This window comes from Streptomyces sodiiphilus (assembly GCF_039529215.1).
Lineage (GTDB): Bacteria > Actinomycetota > Actinomycetes > Streptomycetales > Streptomycetaceae > Streptomyces > Streptomyces sodiiphilus.
In genome coordinates this window covers 1-1,234 of the sequence record NZ_BAAAMJ010000113.1, presented here as the reverse complement: position 1 = coordinate 1,234, position 1,234 = coordinate 1, and the positions used below count along the sequence as shown (strand labels likewise).

Annotated in this window: 1 protein-coding gene; it reads right to left on the bottom strand. The window is 69.3% G+C overall.

Annotated elements, in window-relative coordinates; genetic code table 11:
* Positions 1-162: 162 nt before the first annotated feature.
* Positions 163-1,234 (bottom strand): thioesterase domain-containing protein (locus ABD299_RS24835; RefSeq protein ID WP_344267023.1); only part of this gene is annotated, 1,072 nt, incomplete at its 5' end.

Here is a 1,234-nt window from a genome sequence, read left to right as displayed (position 1 = left end):
GGCGGACCCGGCGCCCCGCCACCGCCGCCGTCTCCACGACCATCGCCAGTGGCGGTGAGAGTTCCCTGCTCCCTGTTCTCTCAGGACCGGACAGTGGAAACGTCACCCTGCCGTTCCCCGTGGAGCCTCCACCCCGGGGAGTGGTCTCGGTACTGGTCACTGTCACCAACCGCCATTCTGAGTAGCGTCGAGGCGGCGGAGCTCGGCCGCGACGAGCCGTCCGACAACAGCCCGGGGTTCCGGATGCATCAGGTGCTCATGGCCGCAGGGGACCCGGTGCACCCGGAGCCCGCCTCCGGTCCGTGACTCCCAGGACTGGACGAGTTCGTGCAGCTGGCCCGCGGACCACTCCCGGGCCGCAGCGAACAAGTGCATGGTTCCTCCGAAGTGGCCGGGGGAGAATCCCTCCATGAGCCTTCCGTGAGCCCGGCTGAGCCGCAGCAACCGGAGCAGGGGCCGTTCTCCATGGCCGGCCAGCGGGTGGTTCTCCCGCCGCAGCGCTTCCGCAAGGTCGGAGATCCGCACCCGGCGCCCGCCGAACTCGCTCCGGCTGTGGCCCAGCCCTTCCAGAGCACGGAGCATGAGTTCCTGGTCGTCCTCCCCGTCGCCCCGGCCCGTGCTTCCGGGATAGCCGTCCAGGTTGGCCAGGAAATCGACGGACTCGCCCACAGCCTCGAGTTGCACTGCCATCTCCTGGGCGAGCAGTCCTCCGTAGGACCAGCCCAGGAGCCGGTAAGGACCATGGGCCTGTAGCTTCCTGACGGTTCGCAGGTAGTCCGCCGCGACCTCACGGATGTCCTCGGGGAAAGGTGACGTGCCGTCGACGGCCGGTGACTGCAGCCCGTGAAGCGGGTAGCGCTCATCGATGTGCTGGGCCAGTCCGAGGTAGGGAAGGCTGAACCCCAGACCGCTGTGCACGAGGAACAACGGCTTGCCCTCGCCCGCGGTCCGGATCGGCAGCACCGGGGCGAACGGCCCGGAGACCGACGTCGAAGCGGGTGTGACCGGGCGGGCCCGGAGAGAGAGATCCGCCACCGTGGGGTGCAGGATGATGTCCGCGATGGACAGGCGCAGGCCCGCTTCCCGCGCTCTGTTGACCAGTCCGACCGCCAGGAGGGAGTGTCCGCCGAGGTCGAAGAAGCTGTCGTCGATGCCGACACGGGGCAGGCCGAGAATGCCGGCGAAGAGCCCGGCAAGGATCTCCTCGGTGGGGTCGCGCGGTTCACGGGAGGTC